Below are 15,396 nucleotides of genomic sequence, written 5' to 3' on the forward strand. Positions count from 1 at the left end.
CATGTCCGTACGCGAGTTGGTCGTCCTCGGCACCGCCAGCCAGGTCCCGACCCGGCACCGCAACCACAACGGCTATCTGCTGCGCTGGGACGGCGAGGGCATCCTGTTCGACCCCGGCGAGGGCACGCAGCGCCAGATGCTGCGCGCCGGGGTCGCCGCGCACGACCTGAACCGGATCTGCGTCACCCACTTCCACGGCGACCACTCCCTCGGGCTCGCCGGGGTCATCCAGCGCATCAACCTGGACCAGGTCCCGCACCCGGTCACCGCGCACTTCCCGCGCTCCGGGCAGCGCTTCTTCGACCGGCTGCGGCACGCGACGGCCTACCGGGAGACGGTCGCCCTCACCGAGGCACCGGTCGACGCCGACGGGGACCTCGCGGTGACCGCCTCGTACACCCTCCAGGCCCGCAGGCTCTCCCACCCCGTGGAGTCCTTCGGCTACCGGCTGGTCGAGCCCGACGGGCGCCGCATGCTGCCCGAGCGGCTGGCCGCGCACGGCATCAAGGGGCCGGACGTGGGCCGCATCCAGCGGGAGGGGACGCTCGACGGTGTCGCCCTGGACGACGTCAGCGAGGTGCGGCGCGGGCAGCGGTTCGCGTTCGTCATGGACACCCGGCTGTGCGACGGGGTGCACGCGCTCGCCGAGGGCTGCGACATGCTGGTCATCGAGTCCACCTTCCTCGACGAGGACGAGGCCCTCGCCGTCGAGCACGGCCATCTGACGGCCGGCCAGGCGGCGCGGGTGGCCCGGGACGGCGGTGTACGCCACCTCGTCCTCACCCACTTCAGCCAGCGCTACTCCGAACCTGACGAGTTCGAGCGGCAGGCGCGGGCGGCGGGTTTCGAGGGGGAGCTGACCGTGGCGCACGATCTTCAGCGGGTGCCGGTTCCGAAACGGCGGTAAAGCGGCCGTACGATGCTTTGATGCCCCTCCCCAAAGCAGAACTGCACCTCCACATCGAAGGCACCCTCGAGCCCGAGCTGGCGTTCCTGCTCGCCGAGCGCAACGGCGTCACCCTGCCGTACGCGGACACCGACGAGCTGCGCAAGGCGTACCAGTTCGAGGACCTCCAGTCCTTCCTGAACCTGTACTACGAGCTGATGGCCGCCCTGCGCACCGAGCAGGACTTCGCCGACCTGGCCGACGCCTACCTCGCCCGCGCCGCCGCCCAGGGCGTGCGGCACGCGGAGATCTTCTTCGACCCGCAGGCGCACATCTCCCGGGGCGTCGGCATGGGCACGGTCGTGGAGGGGCTCTGGCGGGCGCTCGGCCGCAGCGCGGAGAACCACGGCGTCACCACCAAGCTGATCATGTGCTTCCTGCGGGACGAGTCCGCCGAGTCGGCCATGGAGACCCTGGAGGCGGGCAGGCCCTACCTCGACCGGATCACCGGCATCGGCCTGGACTCGGCCGAGGTCGGCCACCCGCCGGTGAAGTTCCGCGAGGTGTACGAGGCAGCCGCCGCGCTCGGACTGCGCCGGGTGGCGCACGCCGGTGAGGAGGGCCCACCGGAGTACATCACCGAGGCGCTGGACGTGCTCGGCGTGGAGCGCGTCGACCACGGCCTGCGCTGCGTGGAGGACCCGGCGCTGGTCGCCCGGCTGGTCCGCGACCGGATCCCGCTGACCCTGTGCCCCCTGTCCAACGTCCGGCTCCGCGCCGTCGACGTCCTCGCCGACCACCCGCTGCCCGCCATGCTCGACGCGGGCCTGCTCTGCACGGTCAACTCCGACGACCCCGCCTACTTCGGCGGTTACGCCGGTGACAACTTCCGAGCCGTCCGCGAGACGCTGGGCCTGACCGACGACCGCCTGCGTGAACTGGCCCGGAACTCTTTCCTCGCGTCCTTCCTGGACGACGACGAGGAGCTCCGGGCCCGTTACCTGGCGGAGGTCGAGGCGTACGAGTTCGACTAGCCGCCGGTTCGAGCACGGGGCGTCGAGAGGGGGGGGCGCGTCGGCTAGTTCGCGGAAGTGGCGGCGTACGAGTTCGGGGACGCCGTGTCGTAGGCCTGGCGGGTGGGGGTGGCCGGGGTGTCCACCGGGACCTCCACCACCTCCACCGTGGCGGCGACCGGCACGGGACGCCGGGTCGTGCGCAGTGCCACCGCCGTCATCGGGGCCGCGATCAGCAGCAGCCCGACGGCCAGGACCTCGCCCATGACGGGGAAGCCCGCCCGCGCGGACAACACACTGCCGGCCAGCGGACCCGCCGCCGTGCCCAGGGAGCCGGCGGAGCCGACCAGGACCGCCCAGCGGCCGCGCGGGTCGAGGGAGACGGCGAGGCCGATCAGGTACGACAGCACGATCGGGTAGAGCGCGTTCCAGGCGATCTCGCCCGCCGCGAAGGCCGGCAGGTCCCTCGCCGACGCGCTGAACGCGATGCAGGCCGCGATGAGCGCCGTACCTGCCCCGACCGGCACCGCCCGGCCGAGCCGCGGCCCGAGCGCGCCCGCCCCGACGACCCCGAGCAGCCCGGCGCCGAGCGCGACCGCGAACACCGCGCCGACGGTCACCTCGGTGAGGTGCGCCTGGGCCAGGCCGATCCGGCCGCTGACGCCCCACAGGGCGTTCTGGGCCAGGGACCAGCAGGGCATCGCGGCGGCGAGGAGCAGGCCGGAGCGAAGGTGCGGGAGGGGGCCCCGTGCGACATGGCCGCGGGCGGCGCCGGCAGGGGCGGACAGGCGGCCGGTGAGCGGCCACACCGCGAGCGCGGCGAGCGCGATGGCGGCCAGCGGCTGCCCGTGGCCCGGACCGAGGTGCGGGACCGTCAGATACACGACGCCCGCGAGGGCGGAGACGCTGAGCAGGCCGAGCGTGGTGACCCGGTGCGGATCGTGCCGGGCGGCGATACCGGTGGCGGCGACCGCGGTGACCGTGCCCGAGCCGAACCCGCCGAGGACCGCGCCCGCGACGACGGCCGGTACCGCGCCGGTGAGCGCGGCGCCGCCGTAGCCGAGGACGGCCAGCGTGAGCCCGATCCGGGCGAGCGCGCGGGCCCCGATCCGCTCGACCCTGGAGGCCAGCAGGAACCCCGCCGCGGCCGAACTCAGCAGCAGCGCACTGCCGATGGCCCCGGCCTGGGTGGCGGAGAGGGGAAGCCCCGAGTCGAGCCTGCCGACGGTGGTGGGCAGGAGGTACGGGGCGAGGTACCCGGCCGTGAAAAGGGCGACGAGGGGCCAGGGCGTGGTGCGGGGGGAGGACACGGGCGTTCCCAGGGCATGCGAAAGGAGCGGCTCAAGAAGAGGGAGAGGGCGCAGGCCGTCGACGGACAGGAGCGCGCGAGCAAGTTGTATCAAGCACGCGGTTGCGGAAGAAGCGCGAAGAGCGCGTGAAGAACGTGATCTAGGTCACATTGTGTTTGGGGTTGGAGGAGTCGGGTAATCGAGCGGGCTTTCGCTGGTGGGTTACCGCCAGTGCACCGCTCCGCCCGCAGCGGGCGCCGTCGTCTCGATCCTCGCCCTGATCTCCCGCATCACCGCCACGATCCGCTCCTCGTGACCCGGTGTCAGCCGGGCCACCGGCACCGAGCAGCTGATCGCGTCCTGGGCGGGGGAGTCGTAGCGCAGGGCGAAGCCGAAGCCCACGATGCCGAGGACGCCCTCCTCGCGGTCGACCGAGTAGCCGCGGGCCCGGGTCTCGGCGAGGTCGGCCGCCAAGGACTCCCGGGTCGTGCGGGAGTTGGGCGTCAGCGCCGTGTACGGCCCCTCGGGCAGCTCGGCGTCCGGGTGCTCCGCGAGGAGCGCCTTGCCGAGCGCGCCGGCGTGCGCGGGCAGCCGCCGCCCCACCCGGCTGATGGTCCGCAGGTATTCGTGCGACTCCCGCGTCGCCAGGTACGCCACGTCCCGGCCGTCCAGCCGCCCCAGATGGATGGTCTCGCCGAGCGTCTCGGACGCCTCGTCGAGGAAGGGGCGTGCGGCGCGCACCCGCGGGTCGGAGTCCAGGTAGCCGGTGCCGGTGAGCAGCGCGTGGATGCCGATGCCGTACAGGGACCCGGTGACGTCCGTGCGTACCCAGCCCCTGCCGATGAGGGTCTGGAGCAGCGCGTACATCGAACTGCGCGGCACGCCGAGCTCGTCCGCCAGCTCCTGAAGCCGCGCCGGGCGGTCCCCGCGCGCGGCGAGCACCTCCAGCAGCTCGACCGTCCGTGCCGCGGACTTCACCTCGCGGACGCCCCCTGTCTCCATGGGGCCGATCGTAATCGGGACGGGTCGGACCATTGACGGTCGTCGTTCGCGTATCTAATCTTCATCTACGTACGTGGATTACGTCTACATGGGGAGATGCTGAGGGTGAACGGCACTACGGACCGGCTGCGGGCCGGGATGGCGAACGGTGTGCTGTCGTTCCCGCTGACGAGCTTCCACGCGGACGGCTCCCTCGACCCCGACGGCTTCCGCGCCCATGTCGCGGACCGGATCGCCACCGCCCCGGGAGCCGTCTTCCCCGCCTGCGGCACGGGCGAGTTCTTCTCACTGGACGAGGACGAGTACCGCCAGGTCGTCTCCATCGCGGTCCAGGAGGCGGCGGGCCGCGTGCCCGTCGTGGCGGGCGTCGGATACGGCTGGGCGCAGGCCGTACGGTTCGCGCGCATCGCCGAGGAGGCCGGCGCCGACGCGCTCCTCGTCCTGCCGCACTACCTCGTCGCCGCCCCGCAGGACGGACTGGTCGCCCAGCTGGAACACATCGCGGCCCGCACCCGGCTCCCGCTCATCGCCTACCAGCGCGGCCAGGTCGCCTTCGGCACGGACGCCTTCCGGCGGATCACGGAGATCCCCGGCGTCATCGGCCTCAAGGACGGCCACAGCGACCTCGACCGCCTCCAGCGCCTCACCCTGGCCGCCCCCGAGGGCTTCCTGTTCTTCAACGGAGCCGCCACCGCCGAGATCCAGGCCCGCGCCTACGCCACCGTCGGCGTCCCCGCCTACTCCTCCGCCGTGCACGCCTTCGCCCCCGAGATCGCGAACGCCTTCTTCACCGCGCTCAGGGGCGGCGACGACGGCACGGCCGGCAAGCTGCTGCGCGACTTCTACGTCCCGCTCGTCGAACTCCGCGACCGGGTGCCCGGCTACGCCGTGTCGCTGGTGAAGGCGGCGGCCCGGCTGCGCGGCCATCCGGTGGGTCCCGTGCGCGCCCCGCTCACCGACCCGTCGGCCGCCGACCTGGCCGATCTGAAGACCCTGCTCGCCTCCGGACTCGACCTCGTAGGAGCCACCCTGTGAACCTCACCATCGAGAGCGTCCGCCTCACCCCGATCCTGGTCGCCGACCCGCCCCTGCTCAACACGCAGGGCGTGCACCAGCCGTACACGCCCCGGCTCATCGTGGAGGTCGTGACGGCCGACGGGATCACGGGCGTCGGCGAGACCTACGGCGACACCAAGTACCTGGAGCTCGCCCGCCCGTTCGCCGACGGGCTGGTCGGCCGGCAGGTCGGCGATCTCAACGGCCTGTTCACCCTCGCGGACGAGGTGTCCGTGGACGCCTCCCGGGTCTCCGGCCAGGTCGACGTCGGCGGGCTGCGCGGGGTGCAGACCGCCGACAAGCTGCGGCTGTCCGTCGTCTCCGGCTTCGAGGTCGCCTGCCTCGACGCCCTCGGCAAGGCCCTCGGCCTGCCGGTGCACGCGCTGCTCGGCGGCAAGGTGCGGGACACGGTCGAGTACAGCGCGTACCTCTTCTACAAGTGGGCCGGCCACCCGGAAGGCGTTCCGGCGGAGCAGGACGACTGGGGTGCCGCCGTCGACCCGGCCGGAGTCGTCGAACAGGCCCGGAAGTTCACGGAGCGGTACGGGTTCACCTCCTTCAAGCTCAAGGGCGGCGTCTTCCCGCCGCACGAGGAGATCGCGGCCGTACGGGCGCTGGCCGCTGCGTTCCCCGGGCACCCCCTGCGCCTTGACCCCAACGGCGCCTGGTCCGTGGAGACCTCGCTGAAGGTGGCGAAGGAGCTCGGGGACGTCCTGGAGTACCTGGAGGACCCGGCGCTCGGCACCCCCGCCATGGCCGAGGTGTCCGCCGGGACCGACGTGCCGCTGGCCACCAACATGTGCGTGACCACCTTCGCCGAGATCAAGGAGGCGTTCACGAAGGACGCCGTCCAGGTCGTCCTGTCCGACCACCACTACTGGGGCGGCCTGCGCAACACCCAGCAGCTCGCCGCGATCTGCCGCACCTTCGGCGTCGGGGTGTCCATGCACTCCAACACCCACCTGGGGATCAGCCTGGCCGCGATGACCCACGTCGCGTCCACGGTCCCCAACCTCCACCACGCCTGCGACTCGCACTACCCCTGGCAGTCCGAGGACGTGCTCACCGAGCGGCTGACCTTCACCGGCGGCCGGCTCGCCGTGCCGGACGCACCCGGGCTCGGCGTGGAACTCGACCAGGAGAAGCTGGCGTTCCTGCACCGCCGCTGGGCTCAGGACGACGGCTCGCTGCGGGACCGCGACGACGCGGCGGCGATGCGCGTCGCCGACCCGCGGTGGGTCACGCCGTCCGTGCCGCGCTGGTAAGCCCCCGAGGTCACCGCCCACCCCGGCGGCACGCCCCCCGCCGGGTGGGCGAAGTGGTGCACACTGGCCAGATCCGCACCACGGCAGGGAGCGCCATCGTGACCGCGTCCAACGCGTTTGCCGGATTCGCCGGAGAGGAACGGGAGCACCTCGGAGAGGCCCCGCACGCCCACGCCCACGTCGACCCGCTCTCCGCCGTGCGCTCGTCGGCCGACCCGCCCTGGGACGTCTACCTCACCGGCACCGTCTTCCTGGACATCGTCTTCACCGGCCTCGACACCGCCCCGGTGCGCGGGACCGAGTCCTGGGCGCGCGGGATGGGCTCCAGCCCCGGCGGCGTCGCCAACATGGCCACGGCACTGGCCCGCCTGGGCCTGCGGACCTCGCTCGCGGCGGCCTTCGGGGACGACCACTACGGCGAGTACTGCTGGGACGCGCTCGAACAGGGCGAGGGCATCGACCTCTCCGCCTCCCGCACCGTCCCCGGCTGGCACTCCCCGGTGACCGTCTCCATGGCCTACGAGGGCGAGCGCACGATGGTCTCCCACGGCCACGAACCGCCCCCCGAGGAGCCCGCCCCCGACTGCCCGCCCCGCGCGCGGGCGGCCGTCGCCTCGCTGACCCCGGGCCGGCGGGCGCGCTGGATCGCACAGGCGGCGAGCGAGGGCACCCGGATCTTCGCCGACGTGGGCTGGGACGACACCGGCGCCTGGGACCTGACCGGACTGGCCGACCTGGAGCACTGCGAGGCGTTCCTGCCGAACGCCGAGGAAGCCATGCGCTACACGGGCGCCGACTGCCCGCGCGCGGCGGCCCGCGCCCTCTGCGAGTACGTACCGGTGGCGGTGGTCACCCTCGGCGCCGAGGGCGCCTACGCGGTGGACCGGCGCACCGGCGAGAGCGCCGAGGTGCCCGCGATCGCCGTCGAGGCCCTCGACCCCACCGGCGCCGGGGACGTCTTCGTCGCCGGTTTCGTCACCGGCACCCTCGCGGGCTGGCCGCTGGCGGACCGCCTCGCCTTCGCCGGGCTGACCGCCGCGCTGTCCGTCCAGGAGTTCGGCGGCTCCCTGTCGGCCCCGGGGTGGGCGGAGATCGGCGCGTGGTGGCGCCGCGTCCAGTCGGTGGCCGGCCAGGACCCCGCGGCCCTGCGCCGGTACGCGTTCCTGGCCGGCCTGGCCCCCCAGGAGCCGCTCACCGCGTGGCCCCGGCGCAGGGCGGTGCCGACGATCGGGTTCGGACGGTCGGCCTGACGGTGTCCGGTGCCGGCCGGCTTCACGGTCACGGAGACAAGTCCCCCGGAGAAAAGTCCTACGGTCTTGTCAGCCCCCCGTCGTACTCTTGATAGCGCGAGGCCGCCCTCAGCTACGCGGCCGTTACGAGGAGGAACCGCAGGCCTTAAGAGCCGGCCCATGACTCAGACACCCACAGCTCGCACCCCCGCGCAGGAGCAGGCGAAAGCACAGATCACCGTCCCCGCCCAGCACCCCATGGTCACCGTACTGGGGTCCGGCGACTCCCTCCTGCGCGTGATCGAGAAGGCCTTCCCGGCGGCCGACATCCACGTCCGGGGCAATGAGATCAGCGCGGTCGGCGACGCGGCGGAAGTCGCCCTCATCCAGCGCGTGTTCGACGAGATGATGCTGGTGCTCCGCACCGGGCAGCCGATGACGGAGGACGCAGTGGAACGCTCGATCGCCATGCTGAAGGCGAGCGAGGCAGGGACGAGCGACGGGCAGGAGACCCCGGCCCAGGTACTGACGCAGAACATCCTGTCCTCGCGCGGCCGCACGATCCGCCCCAAAACGCTGAACCAGAAGCGGTACGTCGACGCCATCGACAAGCACACCATCGTCTTCGGCATCGGCCCCGCCGGCACCGGCAAGACCTACCTGGCCATGGCCAAGGCGGTGCAGGCCCTCCAGTCCAAGCAGGTCAACCGCATCATCCTGACCCGCCCCGCGGTCGAGGCCGGCGAGCGGCTGGGCTTCCTGCCCGGCACGCTCTACGAGAAGATCGACCCCTACCTGCGCCCGCTCTACGACGCGCTGCACGACATGCTCGACCCGGACTCGATCCCCAGGCTCATGGCCGCCGGGACCATCGAGGTCGCGCCGCTCGCCTACATGCGCGGTCGCACACTCAACGACGCCTTCATCATCCTGGACGAGGCCCAGAACACGAGCCCCGAGCAGATGAAGATGTTCCTCACCCGCCTCGGCTTCGACTCGAAGATCGTGATCACGGGTGACGTGACCCAGGTCGACCTGCCGACCGGCACCAAGTCCGGTCTGCGGCAGGTGCAGGACATCCTGGAGGGGCTCGACGACGTCCACTTCTCCCGGCTGTCGTCCCACGATGTCGTACGGCACAAGCTGGTGGGCCGTATCGTCGACGCGTACGAGGAGTACGACAGCAGGCACGGCACCGAGAACGGCACCCACAAGGGCGGCCGGGCCAGGACCGGAGCGAAGGCCACCAAGGGGAAGTAGACCAGCACGACCATGTCGATCGACGTCAACAACGAGTCCGGAACCGAGGTCGACGAGCAGGCGATCCTCGACATCGCCCGCTACGCACTCGCTCGGATGCGCATCCACCCGCTCTCCGAGCTCTCGGTGATCGTCGTGGACGCCGGCGCCATGGAGCAGCTGCACATCCAGTGGATGGACCTGCCCGGACCGACCGATGTCATGTCCTTCCCGATGGACGAGCTCCGGCCGCCCGGCAAGGACGACGAGGAGCCCCCGCAGGGGCTCCTCGGCGACATCGTGCTCTGCCCGGAGGTCGCCGCCAAGCAGGGGGCGGAGGCGCCCACGCAGCACTCCATGGACGAGGAGCTCCAGCTGCTCACCGTCCACGGCGTGCTGCACCTGCTCGGCTACGACCACGAGGAACCCGACGAGAAGGCCGAGATGTTCGGGCTCCAGGCCGCGATCGTGGACGGCTGGCGCGCCGAGCAGGGCCTGACCGGGCCGTCGCCGGCGCCGACGGTCTCGTAAGCGCGGCCCATGAGTCCTCAGATCGTCCTCGGCGCGATCGCCCTGGTCGTCGTGGCCTGGCTCGCCGCCTGCGCGGAGGCGGGCCTCGCCCGCGTCTCCAGCTTCCGGGCGGAGGAGGCGGTGAAGTCCGGGCGGCGCGGCAGCGCCAAGCTCGCCCAGGTCGCCGCCGACCCCACCCGCTACCTCAACGTGGCCCTGCTGGTCCGCGTCGCCTGCGAGATGGCGGCCGCCGCGCTGGTCACGTACGCCTGCCTGAAGGAGATCCACGGCACCGCCCAGGCCCTGCTCGTCGCGATCGGCGTCATGGTCCTGGTGTCGTACGTCGCCGTCGGCGTCTCCCCGCGCACCATCGGCCGCCAGCATCCGCTGAACACGGCGACCGCGGCGGCGTACGTCCTGCTGCCGCTGGCGCGGATCATGGGCCCGATCCCGTACCTGCTGATCCTCATCGGCAACGCGCTCACCCCCGGCAAGGGCTTCCGCCGCGGCCCCTTCGCCTCCGAGGCGGAGCTGCGCGCGCTCGTCGACCTCGCCGAGCAGGAGTCCCTGATCGAGGACGACGAGCGCCGCATGGTGCACTCCGTCTTCGAACTGGGCGACACCCTGGTCCGCGAGGTCATGGTCCCCAGGACCGACCTGGTCGTCATCGAGCGCTACAAGACCATCCGCCAGGCCCTCACCCTGGCCCTCAGGTCCGGCTTCTCCCGCATCCCCGTCACCGGCGAGAACGAGGACGACATCGTCGGGATCGTCTACCTGAAGGACCTGGTCCGCAAGACGCACATCAGCCGCGACGCCGAGAACGAGCTGGTGTCCACGGCGATGCGCCCCGCGTTCTTCGTGCCCGACACCAAGAACGCCGGCGATCTGCTGCGCGAGATGCAGAAGCAGCGCAACCACGTCGCCGTCGCCGTCGACGAGTACGGCGGCACCGCGGGCATCGTCACCATCGAGGACATCCTCGAGGAGATCGTCGGCGAGATCACCGACGAGTACGACCGTGAACTCCCGCCCGTCGAGGACCTCGGCGACGGCCGCCACCGGGTCACCGCCCGCCTCGACATCACCGACCTCGGCGAGCTGTACGGCCTGGAGGAGTACGACGACGAGGACGTGGAGACCGTCGGCGGCCTGCTGGCCAAGGCGCTGGGCCGGGTGCCCATCGCCGGGGGCTCCGCCGAGGTCGAACTGCCCGACGGGCGCAAGCTGCGTCTGACGGCGGAGGCGGCGGCCGGGCGACGGAACAAGATCGTGACGGTGCTGGTGGAGCCGGTGGCCCCCGAGGACCTGCCGGAGAACGAGGAGACGAAGCCGGAGTGACGCCCAAGGAGCTGCGCGCGTTCTGCCTGTCGTTCAACGCGGCGGTGGAGGACTTCCCGTTCAACCCGGAGATCTCGGTCTTCAAGGTGCTGGGCAAGATGTTCGCACTGAGCTGGCTGGACGACCGGCCGCTGAAGGTCAACCTCAAGTGCGACCCCGACGACGCGGTACGCCTCCGAACCGAGCACGAGGGCCTGATCGCTCCCGGCTACCACATGAACAAGCGCCACTGGAACACCGTCACCGTCGACGGCGAGCTCCCGGACCGCCTGGTCCGGGAGCTGATCGAGGACTCGTACGACCTGGTCGTCGCCGGGCTGCCCCGCGCCGACCGCCTCCGTCTCGACCGCCCCTGACTCCGTATGCTCGGGGCATGACCGACAGCAGCGCGCTCGCCCCCGAGGACCGCAAGATCGTCACCCTGGCCCGTTCCGCACGGGCCCGCAACGGTGTGCCGGAGGGTGCGGCGGTGCGGGACGAGACCGGCCGCACCTACGTCGCCGGGACCGTGGCCCTCGACTCCCTTCAGCTGAGCGCCCTGCGGACGGCGGTCGCGATGGCGGTGGCGTCCGGGGCGAAGTCCCTGGAGGCGGCGGCGGTGGTGACGGAAGCCGAGGGGGCCTCAGGGGAGGATCTCGCCGCCGTGCGGGACCTTGGCGGGGCCGGGACGCCGGTGCTGGTGGCTGCGCCCGATGGAACGGTTCGGCTGACCGTCTCGGCAGACTGAGGCCGATCAGCCAGAGGAACGCTCAGAAGCCCAGGCGGCGCAGCTGCTTCGGGTCCCGCTGCCAGTCCTTCGCCACCTTCACATGCAGGTCGAGGAAGACCGGCGTACCCAGCAGCGCCTCGATGTGCTTGCGGGACTTGATGCCGACCTCCTTCAGACGCTTGCCCTTGGGCCCGATGATGATGCCCTTCTGGCTGGGACGCTCGATGTAGACGTTGGCGTGGATGTCGAGCAGCGGACGGTCCGCGGGCCGGTCCTCGCGAGGAAGCATCTCCTCCACGACCACCGCGATGGAGTGCGGCAGCTCGTCGCGGACACCCTCCAGCGCCGCCTCACGGATGAGTTCCGCGATCATGACCTGCTCGGGCTCGTCCGTGAGGTCGCCCTCGGGGTACAGCGCCGGCCCCTCGGGGAGAAGCGGCACCAGGAGGTCCGCCAGCAGATCCACCTGCTTCGCGCCCACCGCCGACACCGGGACGATCTCCGCCCACTCGATGCCCAGCTCCTTGCCCAGCTGGTCGATGGCGATCAGCTGCTCGGCGAGGGACTTGGAGTCGACCAGGTCGGTCTTGGTGACGATGGCGACCTTGGGGGTCTTCCGGATCCCGGCCAGCTCCTTGGCGATGAAGCGGTCACCGGGGCCGATCTTCTCGTTCGCGGGCAGGCAGAAGCCGATCACGTCGACCTCGGCCCAGGTGGTGCGCACCACGTCGTTCAGCCGCTCGCCGAGCAGCGTGCGCGGCTTGTGGAGGCCCGGGGTGTCCACCAGGATCAGCTGCGCGTCCGGCCGGTGCACGATGCCGCGTACCGTGTGCCGCGTCGTCTGCGGCTGGTTCGCGGTGATCGCCACCTTCTGCCCGACCAGAGCGTTCGTGAGGGTGGACTTGCCCGCGTTGGGGCGGCCCACGAAGCAGGCGAAGCCGGCGCGGTGGACGGTTCCGCCCGACTCTTCGGATGACTGGGTACGAACGCTCATGGCGTTCATTGTCCCTGATCCACAGGGCCCCGCCGTACAACGGGGGACGACCGCCTCTCCCGTGAGGTTCCGGAAACCCGCCCGCAACGAAACGTCACGGAAACACACCCGTACGCAACCGGAAACGCACGCCGGTGACCCTCTGACGAGCCCCCACATCGTTGGAGACACCCGTGACCCTCGCCGCAGCACACGCCGCGCACGTCGACACCGGCGACACCGCCTGGCTGCTCGCCGCCACCGCCCTCGTCCTGCTGATGACCCCGGGCCTCGCCCTCTTCTACGGTGGCATGGTCCGCACGAAGAGCGTCCTCAACATGCTGATGATGAGCTTCGTGTCGATCGCTCTGGTGACGGTGGTGTGGCTGGCGGGGGGCTACTCGCTCGCCTTCGGCGACGACATCGGCGGCGGGCTCGTCGGCGGGCTCGACCACGCCGGAATGGCCGGTCTCGGCCCGGACAGCGTGCAGGGGACCGTCCCCACCCTGCTCTTCGCGACCTTCCAGCTCACGTTCGCGATCGTCACGGCCGCCCTGGTCAGCGGTGCGATCGCCGACCGGGCGAAATTCTCCGCGTGGCTGGTCTTCGTCCCCGTGTGGGCGCTGCTCGTATACGTTCCCGTCGCCCACTGGGTGTGGGGCCCGGGCGGCTGGATCCTGGACAAGCTCGGGGCACTCGACTTCGCGGGCGGCCTGCCGGTGGAGATCACCTCGGGAGCCTCCGGACTGGCGCTGTGCCTGGTCCTCGGGCCGCGGCTCGGGTTCAAGAAGGACGCCATGCGGCCGCACAACCTCCCCATGGTCGTCCTCGGCGCCGGCCTGCTCTGGTTCGGCTGGTTCGGGTTCAACGCGGGCTCCGCGCTCGGCGCGAACGGCCTGGCCGCCGCGGCCTTCCTCAACACCCTCGCCGCGGGCTGCACCGGCCTGCTCGGCTGGCTCTTCGTCGAGCAGAAGCGCGACGGCCACCCCACCACCCTGGGCGCGGCCTCGGGCGCCGTGGCCGGTCTGGTCGCCATCACCCCCTCCTGCGGCTCCGTCTCCCTGCTGGGCGCCCTGGTGGTCGGCCTCGCCGCCGGCGCCCTGTGCAGTTACGCCGTGAGCTGGAAGTTCAAGCTGAACTACGACGACTCACTCGACGTCGTCGGCGTCCACCTGGTCGGCGGAATCGTCGGCACCCTCCTCATCGGCCTCTTCGCCGAGAAGGCGATGACCGGCGGCGCGGAGGGTCTCTTCTACGGCGGTGGCGCCGGCCAGCTCGGCAAGCAGCTGCTCGCCGTCGTGGTCGTCGCCGTGTACGCCTTCGGGATGACGTACGGCATCGGCAAGCTGCTCGACCGGACGATGGGCTTCCGGGCGAGCGAGGAGCAGGAGTACACCGGCCTGGACCTTACGGTGCACGCCGAGACGGCTTACGATCACGGAGTCCTGGGCCACGGCGCCCCGGTGTCCCAGTCCGTCCCCGCCGCCAAGAAAGTCGACACCCAGGCATGAAGCTCATCACCGCCGTCGTCAAGCCGTACCGCCTCGACGAGGTCAAGACCGCCCTCCAGGAGCTCGGTGTGCACGGCCTGACCGTGACCGAGGCCAGTGGGTACGGCCGGCAGCGCGGCCACACCGAGGTGTACCGCGGCGCCGAGTACCGGGTCGACCTGGTGCCCAAGGTCCGTATCGAGGTCGTCGTCGAGGACGCCGTCGCCGACGACGTGATCGACGCGATCGTCAGGGCCGCGCAGACGGGGAAGATCGGGGACGGGAAGGTGTGGGCTCTGCCGGTGGAGACGGTCGTACGGGTGCGGACGGGCGAGCGCGGCCCCGACGCGCTCTGAGCAGGGCTCCGGCCGCCACCCCGGCGGCGAAGACCACCGCCACCACCAGCCAGGGCAGCGCGAAGAAGGAGGCGCTCGCGGACTCGCGGGTGCCGGTGGCGCTGGCCGTCAGCCTCACGTCACCCCAGTCGAACTGGGGCGCGCCCCGCCAGGGTTCGCTGAGCCGCACCCGCTGCCCGGGCAGCAGCTCGGAGGGGATCTTCGTCAGGTCGCGGGCCAGCAGCGTGCGCCCGAACATGCCCGTCGCCTCCAGCCGCACCTTCGGGTCGAGGGTGACGTTGCCGGTGTTGTGCAGGGTGTAGGAGACGGTCGCCGTGCTGTCGCCGAGGCCGGGGACGAGCGGCTGGTGGTGGGTGACGCGGACGTTCTCGACGGCGACGGCGGGCAGCGTGGGCCCGCCGACCCGCAGGTAGACGCGGGCGCCGACGGCCCGCTGCACACCGAGCGCGAGGGAACCGCCGCCCTTGGCGGCCCCCTTTTCGACGCGCTCGTCCAGCGCCACGATCGCGCCCGGGTGGTCGCCCGGTTCGGCACCCTGGGGCACGCGCAGCGTGAAGGGGACGGTGATCTTCTTGTGGCCGGGGACGGTGATCCGGGACTTCGCGGGCCGCGCCCACGCGCCGACGCCCCGCATCCGCTCCTTGACCGTGCGCACGGCGAAACCGCCGTCGCGGGCGGTGTTGTAGGCGTCGGCCGCGTACAGCCGGAAGGTCAGGGGCTCGCCGGTCTTGTTGGCGACGACCACCTTGTCGGTGATCGTCTGACCGGGGTCGGCGGAGAGGTAGAAGTACGGCCGGGCGGCGATGCGGGAGGAGACGGGGTAGACGGACCAGCTGCCGTTGTCGGCGGCGTGTGCGGGGACCGTTCCGGCGGCCAGGAACAGGCCGAGGAGCAGGCCGAGGAACAGGCCTGGGAGCAGGCCTCGGAGCAGGCCTCGGTGCAGGAGGAGGACGTACGGCTTGCGCATGGGTGCGGACCCCCGCAGGCATGAGTCGGGTCGGCGGTCGGGCGGGTGCGGCCCCGGTGCGGTCGGGCGCC

Annotated in this window: 16 protein-coding genes; 12 read left to right on the forward strand and 4 right to left on the reverse strand. The window is 71.8% G+C overall.

Features of this window, described 5'->3' with window-relative positions; genetic code table 11:
* Nucleotide 1 precedes the first annotated feature (1 nt).
* Nucleotides 2–907: a ribonuclease Z gene (locus ABZ915_RS07340; RefSeq protein WP_361797232.1), complete on the forward strand. Its 906-nt coding sequence runs from the start codon at nucleotides 2–4 to the stop codon at nucleotides 905–907.
* A gap of 20 nt (nucleotides 908–927) precedes the next feature.
* Nucleotides 928–1,920, forward strand: coding sequence for an adenosine deaminase (locus ABZ915_RS07345; protein WP_361797235.1), 993 nt, complete (start codon nucleotides 928–930; stop codon nucleotides 1,918–1,920).
* Nucleotides 1,921–1,964: 44 nt separating this feature from the next.
* Here the strand turns inward: ABZ915_RS07345 and ABZ915_RS07350 are convergent, their stop codons facing one another.
* Nucleotides 1,965–3,209: an MFS transporter gene (locus ABZ915_RS07350; RefSeq protein WP_361797238.1), complete on the reverse strand. Its 1,245-nt coding sequence runs from the start codon at nucleotides 3,207–3,209 to the stop codon at nucleotides 1,965–1,967.
* Nucleotides 3,210–3,410: 201 nt separating this feature from the next.
* A complete protein-coding gene (locus tag ABZ915_RS07355; RefSeq protein WP_361797241.1) occupies nucleotides 3,411–4,190 on the reverse strand; it encodes an IclR family transcriptional regulator in 780 nt (259 codons plus the stop codon).
* Nucleotides 4,191–4,286: 96 nt separating this feature from the next.
* Here ABZ915_RS07355 and ABZ915_RS07360 point away from each other — a divergent pair, with 96 nt between their 5' ends.
* From ABZ915_RS07360 to ABZ915_RS07395, 8 genes are all read left to right on the forward strand, one after another.
* The gene (locus tag ABZ915_RS07360) at nucleotides 4,287–5,225 is read left to right on the forward strand and encodes a 5-dehydro-4-deoxyglucarate dehydratase (protein ID WP_361797244.1); all 939 of its coding nucleotides are present in this window, start codon (nucleotides 4,287–4,289) and stop codon (nucleotides 5,223–5,225) included.
* On the forward strand, nucleotides 5,222–6,511 hold the full coding sequence (locus tag ABZ915_RS07365) for a glucarate dehydratase family protein (protein WP_361797247.1): 1,290 nt from the start codon (nucleotides 5,222–5,224) through the stop codon (nucleotides 6,509–6,511). The genes ABZ915_RS07360 and ABZ915_RS07365 overlap by 4 nt, the downstream gene beginning before the upstream one ends.
* A 197-nt stretch (nucleotides 6,512–6,708) precedes the next feature.
* Nucleotides 6,709–7,761: a PfkB family carbohydrate kinase gene (locus tag ABZ915_RS07370; RefSeq protein ID WP_361797754.1), complete on the forward strand. Its 1,053-nt coding sequence runs from the start codon at nucleotides 6,709–6,711 to the stop codon at nucleotides 7,759–7,761.
* Between the two features lie 159 nt (nucleotides 7,762–7,920).
* The gene (locus ABZ915_RS07375) at nucleotides 7,921–9,000 is read left to right on the forward strand and encodes a PhoH family protein (RefSeq protein ID WP_361797250.1); all 1,080 of its coding nucleotides are present in this window, start codon (nucleotides 7,921–7,923) and stop codon (nucleotides 8,998–9,000) included.
* 12 nt (nucleotides 9,001–9,012) lie between these two features.
* Complete coding sequence (ybeY, locus tag ABZ915_RS07380) at nucleotides 9,013–9,510, forward strand: rRNA maturation RNase YbeY (protein ID WP_355931716.1); 498 nt, start codon at nucleotides 9,013–9,015, stop codon at nucleotides 9,508–9,510.
* A 9-nt stretch (nucleotides 9,511–9,519) separates the two neighbouring features.
* Entirely contained in the window at nucleotides 9,520–10,830 is a 1,311-nt protein-coding gene (locus tag ABZ915_RS07385; RefSeq protein ID WP_361797253.1) for a hemolysin family protein, read from the forward strand.
* Nucleotides 10,827–11,186 carry an MmcQ/YjbR family DNA-binding protein gene (locus tag ABZ915_RS07390; protein ID WP_361797256.1) on the forward strand — a complete coding sequence of 120 codons (360 nt, stop codon included), beginning with the start codon at nucleotides 10,827–10,829 and terminating at the stop codon, nucleotides 11,184–11,186. Before ABZ915_RS07385 ends, ABZ915_RS07390 begins: the two co-directional genes overlap by 4 nt.
* Nucleotides 11,187–11,203: 17 nt before the next feature.
* Nucleotides 11,204–11,557: a cytidine deaminase gene (locus ABZ915_RS07395; RefSeq protein WP_361797259.1), complete on the forward strand. Its 354-nt coding sequence runs from the start codon at nucleotides 11,204–11,206 to the stop codon at nucleotides 11,555–11,557.
* A 22-nt stretch (nucleotides 11,558–11,579) separates the two neighbouring features.
* Here the strand turns inward: ABZ915_RS07395 and era are convergent, their stop codons facing one another.
* Nucleotides 11,580–12,533 (reverse strand): GTPase Era, encoded by a 954-nt coding sequence (gene era / locus ABZ915_RS07400; protein ID WP_361797262.1) that lies wholly within the window; start codon nucleotides 12,531–12,533, stop codon nucleotides 11,580–11,582.
* A gap of 173 nt (nucleotides 12,534–12,706) precedes the next feature.
* On the opposite strand from era, the gene ABZ915_RS07405 reads away from it, so the two are divergent.
* Nucleotides 12,707–14,023 carry an ammonium transporter gene (locus ABZ915_RS07405; protein ID WP_361797265.1) on the forward strand — a complete coding sequence of 439 codons (1,317 nt, stop codon included), beginning with the start codon at nucleotides 12,707–12,709 and terminating at the stop codon, nucleotides 14,021–14,023.
* On the forward strand, nucleotides 14,020–14,358 hold the full coding sequence (locus ABZ915_RS07410) for a P-II family nitrogen regulator (protein WP_361797268.1): 339 nt from the start codon (nucleotides 14,020–14,022) through the stop codon (nucleotides 14,356–14,358). The genes ABZ915_RS07405 and ABZ915_RS07410 overlap by 4 nt, the downstream gene beginning before the upstream one ends.
* Here the strand turns inward: ABZ915_RS07410 and ABZ915_RS07415 are convergent.
* Nucleotides 14,252–15,325: a DUF916 domain-containing protein gene (locus tag ABZ915_RS07415; protein ID WP_361797271.1), complete on the reverse strand. Its 1,074-nt coding sequence runs from the start codon at nucleotides 15,323–15,325 to the stop codon at nucleotides 14,252–14,254. The genes ABZ915_RS07410 and ABZ915_RS07415 overlap by 107 nt on opposite strands.
* Nucleotides 15,326–15,396: the final 71 nt, after the last annotated feature.

Origin of the sequence: Streptomyces sp. NPDC046915 (assembly GCF_040644935.1) — a bacterium.
Lineage (GTDB): Bacteria > Actinomycetota > Actinomycetes > Streptomycetales > Streptomycetaceae > Streptomyces.